6 protein-coding genes are annotated in these 8,066 nt (G+C 45.7%); 2 read left to right on the top strand and 4 right to left on the bottom strand.

Annotated features, from left to right (window positions below; genetic code table 11):
* Positions 1-584 precede the first annotated feature (584 nt).
* The 4 genes from ffh to QUA77_RS22930 all read right to left on the bottom strand — a co-directional run bounded on the left by ffh (position 585) and on the right by QUA77_RS22930 (position 4,952).
* Complete coding sequence (ffh, locus tag QUA77_RS22945) at positions 585-2,033, bottom strand: signal recognition particle protein (RefSeq protein WP_333035131.1); 1,449 nt, start codon at positions 2,031-2,033, stop codon at positions 585-587.
* Positions 2,034-2,182: 149 nt separating this feature from the next.
* A complete protein-coding gene (locus tag QUA77_RS22940) occupies positions 2,183-3,118 on the bottom strand; it encodes a DMT family transporter (protein WP_333035133.1) in 936 nt (311 codons plus the stop codon).
* Between the two features lie 418 nt (positions 3,119-3,536).
* Positions 3,537-3,899: a S1 family peptidase gene (locus tag QUA77_RS22935; RefSeq protein ID WP_445302100.1), complete on the bottom strand. Its 363-nt coding sequence runs from the start codon at positions 3,897-3,899 to the stop codon at positions 3,537-3,539.
* 270 nt (positions 3,900-4,169) lie between these two features.
* The gene (locus tag QUA77_RS22930) at positions 4,170-4,952 is read right to left on the bottom strand and encodes a calcium-binding protein (RefSeq protein ID WP_333452700.1); all 783 of its coding nucleotides are present in this window, start codon (positions 4,950-4,952) and stop codon (positions 4,170-4,172) included.
* Positions 4,953-5,490: 538 nt separating this feature from the next.
* On the opposite strand from QUA77_RS22930, the gene QUA77_RS22925 reads away from it, so the two are divergent.
* Positions 5,491-7,872 carry a GAF domain-containing protein gene (locus QUA77_RS22925; RefSeq protein ID WP_333452698.1) on the top strand — a complete coding sequence of 794 codons (2,382 nt, stop codon included), beginning with the start codon at positions 5,491-5,493 and terminating at the stop codon, positions 7,870-7,872.
* A 12-nt stretch (positions 7,873-7,884) separates the two neighbouring features.
* A complete protein-coding gene (locus QUA77_RS22920; RefSeq protein ID WP_333452697.1) occupies positions 7,885-8,061 on the top strand; it encodes a hypothetical protein in 177 nt (58 codons plus the stop codon).
* Positions 8,062-8,066: the final 5 nt, after the last annotated feature.

Raw genomic sequence — 8,066 nt, 5'->3', positions numbered from 1 at the left:
ATTAGCTATAACCTGCAATCTGCTCCACTTCAGCCAAACCCTTCATTATAGCATAAAATTATTTTGCAAGAGGTCTATTATCTGTAGCAAAACTTTAGGAAAGTGGTATAACGCCAGCCGAAATGATGAGAGCGGGAGGTCCCACTTCTGCCACGAAATTTTGGGCATCTTCTGATTCAAATTACGACCACGGTATTAGTTCGGCTAGCTGCACCCAACGATTAGTCGCTGCCAACTTTCCTTCCAAGAGCAGCTTAAAGTCTTGGGCTGAGCTTGGGGTGGGTTCAACTTTTCGGTAGACGGGAGCCAACGATAATGCACGGGTTTTGAACTATTTTACCGGTTTTTCCTGCACGCTTACCACCCACCTACTGCTCGCCCATCCAATCCCCCTCACTTTTTTCCCTTTTTTCAGCAAGCCCTAATTACAGGCTTTTTCACGTATAAAGTGGCAACAAGAAAAGAGTTAAAGTTTAATAGTTATTACATTTTCGACCAATAGTAATAAAGGAATATTGGGACGGGGGCTGGTTTACGAGATTATCGGTGGTAGCCAATTATTTAGTGAAACCAGCCACCACTTTTTACAACTGTCCGAAACCTTTTTTTGGCTTATCTTTTTTCTTTTTCTTCTTCTGCTGGGCACCCATATAGCCACGGGAACCGGGCTGCATTCCGGGGCCACCCATTCCGGGCATTCCGGGCATTCCCGGCAATCCTCCCATTCCTGTAAAGTTGCCTTGACTCATTTGCTGCATCATTGTACGCATTTTCTGGAAATCGCTCACCAGCTTAGTTACGTCGTTTTCAGCGTAGCCTGCGCCTTTGCCGATGCGGCGGCGGCGGGATGGAGAACTTGCTAAAAGTTCGGGATTGCGGCGTTCTTCAACTGTCATCGAATTGATCATGGCTTCGGTGCGTTTTAGCTGCACTTCTCCCTGCCGCATTTGTTCGTCTGAGAGTTTGTTCATCCCCGGAATCATTTTCATGATGCCGCCGAGGGAACCCATATTTTTTAACAGTCTGGTTTGTTTGAGAAAGTCGGTAAAGTCAAACTTTGCCGTGAGCATTTTCTCTTGCATTTTTTCGGCATCGGCGATGTCGAATTCTTCTTGCGCTTTTTCTACGAGGGTCAAGACATCGCCCATGCCTAGTATTCTCGATGCCATGCGATCGGGATAAAATGGTTGCAATGCTTCCACTTTTTCGCCAACTCCGACAAATTTAATCGGCGCGCCGGATATTTGCCGCACTGACAAGGCTGCACCGCCGCGGCTGTCGCCGTCTAATTTGGTTAAGATTGCGCCGGTAATGCCGATTTGTTCATGAAAAGTGCGGGTTAAATTGGCTGCTTCTTGGCCGGTCATGGCATCAACAACTAACAGTGTTTCGTGGGGTTGTACTGTTTGTTTGATGCGGCCCAATTCTGCCATCATGTCTTGGTCGATTTGCAGGCGGCCTGCGGTATCGACGATGATGGTATCAATGCCAATTTGTTTGCCGTGTTCGATGCCTTGGCGGGCAATTTCTACGGGGTCAATGTCTTTGCCTAATTCAAATACGGGTACGTCGATTTGTTTGCCGAGGGTCAGCAATTGGTCGATCGCGGCTGGTCGATAAATGTCGGTTGCGACTAGCAGTGCGGTACGATTTTGTTTGCGGAGGTGCAGTGCTAGTTTGGCGGTAGCTGTGGTTTTCCCGGTTCCTTGCAAACCGGCCATCAGGATCACTGTGGGCCCGGATTCGGCGGTGGCGAGGGGTACGTTGGTTTCCCCCATGACGCGCACGAGTTCGTCGTGAACGATTTTGATGAATTGTTGGTCGGGACGGACGCCTGAAACTACTTCTGCTCCTTGTGCTTTGGCTGCTACCTCTCCGATGAAGTTTTTGACGACTTGGAGGTTGACATCGGCTTCCAGGAGGGCGCGACGGACTTCTTTGAGGGCGTCTTGGATGTTAGACTCGGAGATTTTATTCTGTCCGCGCAGTTTTTTCCAGGTGGATTCGAGTCGATCGGCAAGGGCTTCAAACATAGGGCATTGTTGGCTAGTCAGTCTTTTTTATTTTAGGGCTAAATGGGGCTGTTTGGATGCAAGTTTTGGGAAAAGTTGGATGTTTTTATTTTTTAACCGCTGATGCTCGCGGATTAACGCGCTATGAGTTGGGATCTTTTGTTATATAGTTACTGTCTATTAGTGATAATAATGCCTGCGATGATTAACAACGTACTAAAGAGATGAACTAAGGCGATCGGTTCATTGAGGATAAGCCACGCACCAAGACCGCTAAAGACTGGAATCATGTAGTAAATTAAAGCTGTGCGGGAAGGGCCAATTAGGGCGATCGCCTGATTCCATGCGAGATAAGCCACTACTGAAGAAAGCACTCCAACGTAGAGCAATGCCCTCACGATGGCTGGATTAAAGACAACAGGATGATAAATCCAACATTCAAGGGCATATAAGGGTACTAAAAATAATAGCCCTAAACTAAAAGTACATAAGCTAAAGGTTGTGATGTGCATGGTCGATGGCTTGCGTTTGACTAACATGGTGTAGCCAGCGAAGATTATGGCCGCCAATAGCATATAAATATCGCCAATGGCGAAAGAAATATTGAGTAATTTTTCTAAAGAACCTCCTGCGAGCAAAAGTATAACACCGCTGACGGTGATCGCAATTCCCGCGAACCGCGTCAAAAAAATAATTTCTCCATAAAAAATTCTAGACATTAGTACGATAAAAATAGGGGAAGAAGCAGCGATTAATGACAAGTTTGTGGCCTGTGTTGTGTGACCTGCAATATAGATTAATGTGTTAAAAGCAGTCACGCCTAAAAAACCCGATACAGCCAAGTATAGCAGATGTTTTTGTACCAATTTCCAGTCGGCGACTGTCGTTTTAATGGCGAATGGTGTCAGAGTTACAACAGCTATCGTCCATCGCAAAAAGGCTAGTCCTACAGGTAGAATATCTTGATTAAAAGCTCTGGCAACAATGAAGTTACCAGCCCATATTAAAGTAGCAACTAATGCTAACAAATAACCGATTAGTATGAGATATTTAGGCTGTGATTTACCTAATTCCTCGCTATTTTTATAATTTTTATTATTCTTCATTATCATTGATGATATCGTTTGGAACTCGATCGGTATTCGATCAACCTCCAGTATACCTAGCTCATCTGCCAGTGTTAAAACTTCGGCAATATCCCTAGATTAGGAACAAGCTGGAGTTTAGGGCATTCATAATACCTGAGATTTCGTACAATTAGGACTAACGCATGAGAACCCAGAAAGTGGTTTTTTTTACCAAAATACTTCGTTACAGCCTGCATATTCCATAAAAAACCCGCTTTCTTTGGTTGCAGTGCGTCCAAGGCTGTGCGTAAGTCCTATTTGTCATCTGTCTAAAGTTAGGATTTTTCCTACATAGCTCATCCTTTATATTAGTTTATTAAGGTATTAGCAGGATATTTTTATGAAGCGAGTCCATTGGTGCAGAGGTTTGTTGCTCCATGGGATGTTGTCTTTTACTCTAGCGACTGTTGACGCACAAGTGGCACAGGCTCAGCGCCCGATTCATATCAAAGCCTGATGAAAATTCAAAATTGCGTTCAGTTTGGTTTGTTATGCTAGCCGGAAAACCTGGATAGCCAAACACAAAAATTGGTGTACCAACTGTCGCTTGTTCAGAATCGCCTAAAGTTACAACTGGATAATATTTAGTGCTCTTAAATGTTACGACTGCTAAATCAGGAGCATTCTGGCCTTTCTGCAATAGTACACTACGGGTTACTTGATAGTCTTTTCCTGTAGAAGTGCGAATCGTATAGGTATCCGGAGCGGCAACAACGTGATTAGCTGTCAAAACCGTGTAAGTCGGGCCTTGTTTGGTAATAATAAATCGCGACCCGCCACCGCTTGTTTTTTGATCAATTTAAACCGGTGACAGATTCAGCTAATTTTGCAATTTATGGCGAAGATATAGTCAAAACTGGTGGTTGTGCACAAACAACTATTACTGTTTTAAGACTTCTGCAAAGTACAGTTGCTTAGAGATAGATTTTCCGCTATCGGTAGGGACACGGCACTGCCGTGTCCGACGCAAAATTGCCGTGTCCCCTACCCGGAACTCGCTCTCTAGCCCGTCTAATTTCCTACAAATAACCTAAGCCAAAAACTGGAATTGAGAACCGTTAACTGCCAAAGCAAACGGACTTGCCTGTTCAAATGCACCGACAAGTTCAAAGTTGTCCGTGTCTAAAACTATCCCCACAATCTGTCCGGTAATTATGTTTTCAATCACCATGTCGTTGATAATTCCATCATTATCGTAAGCAATCAAATTGTCGTCTTCAAAGAAAAGGTCTAGTTCTGTTAAACCGTCCGTCAAACCGATGTGATCGCCCTCGTCAAAATTAAAATCGGTAACGACATCTGCTCCATCTATACCAAATGCTTCATCGTTGCTTCTGAGCACGAATATGTCAGCACCGATGCCTCCGGTGAGCACGTCAACTCCCCGATCGCCTGCTAAGAAATCGTTGCCCTCATTGCCGTCTAAATCGTCGTCTCCTTGCCCTCCCCGCAGGATATCGTTCCCGAACCCTCCAAAGATAAGGTCATTTCCGGCGTCGCCCCTAACTACGTCGTTGCCATCATTTCCATCCAGGCGATCGTCCTCTTTCCCGCCGTAAATTATGTCATTTCCGCCGCCACCAGCGATAATATCATTGCCATTATTTCCTAACAGACGTTCGTTGGAATCCGATGAACCTCCTATAGTATCGTTGCCATCAAGTCCCCAAACTCCCCAGGGAAAAGACGACAAATTTCCATTCCCTACGTTAATCTCATCGGGTGTAGCGAATGCCAAAAGACGTGGCCCGCCGCCAGCAAATACAGGAAATCCCGCCACATCGCTGATAAGATTGTTAACCGTTAAAGCCATAACTATGTCCTTTTAAAAATCCTGTTAGCTGTATTATACATTTTAATTATTCCCTTGCCAAATAGCAAGGAAGTTTGGATTTTAGTCGCAACTTTTATTTCCTCAATTAATGACAAGCAACCTGCTGGTCTATAGTCAACTACAATTACCAATACTTCGCCTACGCCAACGTATAAGTTATCAATTCCCAATTCCCAATTCCCAATTACCAGGGCTGTGCTTCATTCAACCCAAACCTGCTATATATCTCGCATCAGAGTCAAATAGCATTAGTTGCTGACACTATCCGCTACTGCCTACCGCTTATAATGGGTGTTACCCCCCAGGCGGTAAACACGTTAATATCACCTATAACGTCGAGACTGAGAGGTTGTTTGTGAATAAAAGTAAAAGTCCCTGGGCCCATCGTCCGAGAAAAAACCCAGTTTCCGATACCCACACACAAACTTTACACACAGGATTTAAGCTCTTTACAAAGCCATAATCGCCGATCGCTGACATTTTTTGGCAAAATCCACTGCTTTCAGGTGTTTTACTCATGTCTACTCCTAAATCGTCTTCCCATCAAAACAACAACTCTGTAAAATCGCCAGCGACAGATATCGTTCCAACAAAGCAAGACAGTAACAATCTGCCCAGCGAACCAAGTATAGAACAGCTACTGGAAGCTTTGGCGGGCAAAGTACCCAGTCAATCTTCTGAAATCGAACCGTTGAAAACGTGGAAACAAGATTTACAGCGATTGTTTCAATTTCTCGGCGATCGCCACGTTTTAATCGCAGTAATGCAACCGGGAACTTTTGCCCTGCGTTACGCTAACGCGGCATTTTGTCGCTTGGCCGGTTGGGAGGAAACGCCCTTGGCAACTCAATTTACCAACGGTGGGTTTGCAGAAACCGACATCACTCTGCTGGAACTGTTGGAGGATTGGGGCGGCAGAACAGCAGAACAATTGTACCGTCGCCACCTTTTGCACTGGGTATTTAAGCAATATTATCAAATTGACATTGACGGTTTGCGGGTGCTAGACCAACCTGTCACGGCGAGTGTAAAAAACCCCAAACACCGAGAAGCGAGATTCATTGAATTTTGGCTGGGTTCGGAACAGTTAAAAATTACTCGAATTGACTCAAAAATAGATGAATTTGGGGATGTTTCTTTAAGATTAATGCCTGTTGCAGAACGGGAAGCTTGGCTGATGCAGCCGAATCAACTGGAAAATTTAGCCGATCGATTGCAGTTGGATAATTACCGCGTAGAAGGTTTGTTGCTGCTAGAAGGTTTTGATGTCACGGTGCAGGAGCAAATTCGGCGGCTGACTCAGTTATTGATCGATCAAGATTCGATGCTGCGGCCAGACAAATTTGAGAGAATCGATCGGTGTTTGCGATCGCTCTTCAATGCTGACGGCACTTTGTTGCTGCGACCAGACGGCGATCAGGTACAGCTATTAGTTGCAAAAGACGGCCAAAATTTGCAGCCGATTCTTTATTCAATGCACTCCCTAGAAGCTTCTCACTTTTTGAAGGCCACAGCAGCAAATCAAGTTTGGAACGTGCCAGACTTGCGTAGGGAGTGCGAAACAGAGTGCGATCGAACTTTGCGGAGAATGGGAACTCGATCGATGCTGCTAGTACCCCTGGTAGTCAAATCCGTCACCCGCGAGGGGTGCGGGCAGCGGATTTTGGGTGTTGTGGGGCTGTTGTGCGATCGGCCAAACCACTTCAACGGCATTGACGCTCAACACGCCCAAGAACTCATTCCCGCTTTCATTGCAGCCCTGCGGCAAGCTATCCAGGAGCGGTTTACCCACATTCACAATATCCACCCCGCAGTCGAGTGGCGGTTCGCCCAAGAAGCAGAAAGGCGAAGTTGGGGACTACCTCCAGAAACAATCGTATTTGCTGACGTTCATCCGCTGTACGGAATTTCGGACATTCGCGGTTCTAGCGATGAAAGAAACCGAGCCATTCAAACTGATTTGCTCGAACAATTTCGCTTAGGTTTAGTCATAGCTGATGCTGTTTGCCAAACACAAACTACCCACCTCGGCGAGCAACTGCGGCTCGACTTGCTCGACTACATCCAGCATTTAAAACAAAAAGTAACAGTCGATATGGAGGTGCGAGCAGCCGAGTATTTAAACGAGCATTTAGAAGTATATTTTGACTATTTTGTGCAGTGCGGGCCCAAGGTTCAGGCAGCCGTTGAAGCTTACCAAGCAGCCTGTGACAACGAACATAACTGCGTTTACAGCGATCGCAACCGCTACGACCAAATGCTGAACCTAATCAGCACCAAACTCCAAGAAACCTGGGCCCGCTGGCAAGAAAAAATGCAGCAAATTTTGCCCCACTACTGCGACATCGAATGCACCGACGGCATCGATCACATGATTTATGTAGGAAAATCGATCGACCCCACATTCAGCCAGTTTCACCTACACAGTTTGCGGTACGAACAACTGCGAGCAATTTGCGACTGCGGCCGCACAGTTTTTCGCCTGCAAGCCGAGTCTCAAATTAACATGGAACTCGCACATTTAGTATTAGTACAGAATACGACGATCGACATTTTTCACAACGAAAACACCGAAAAAATGTTTGATGTCAAAGGCACTCGCGACATCCGCTACGAACTTGTCAAAAAGCGGATCGAAAAAGCCGTTGACAAAGACGCACAAGAGCGAATTACCCAGCCAGGAATGTTAACGGTAGTTTATTCAACCGAAGACGAATGGGAAGAGTACCAACAATACTTGCGTTACTTGTCTCGCGAAGGTTGGGTAGAGCCAAAAGTTCAGACCGGCATGGTAGAATCACTGCAAGGAGTCAGCGGTTTAAAATTCGCCCGCGTGCGTATTTTACCTGAACCGGAATCTATTGCTACTATCTGTGAAGTTACGGTAGTCAGCGATTGAGAACCCGTTCAATTGCCTGTTTTAGGCCCAGTGCGATCGCTCCCATCTTCTGCTGTTATAGGCCCAGTGCGATCGCTCCCATCTCCCAGAAAAACGGTGCAGCGAAAGCATTCGGGACTCAAACACAAGACCGAGATTACATTTAAGATGTTTGTTGACACCAACGACCCAGCCCACATTTTTAGTTAGTGTAT

The organism is Microcoleus sp. K5-D4, from assembly GCF_036704575.1.
Taxonomy (GTDB): domain Bacteria; phylum Cyanobacteriota; class Cyanobacteriia; order Cyanobacteriales; family Microcoleaceae; genus Microcoleus.
This window is presented reverse-complemented; position numbering and strand designations above follow the sequence as displayed.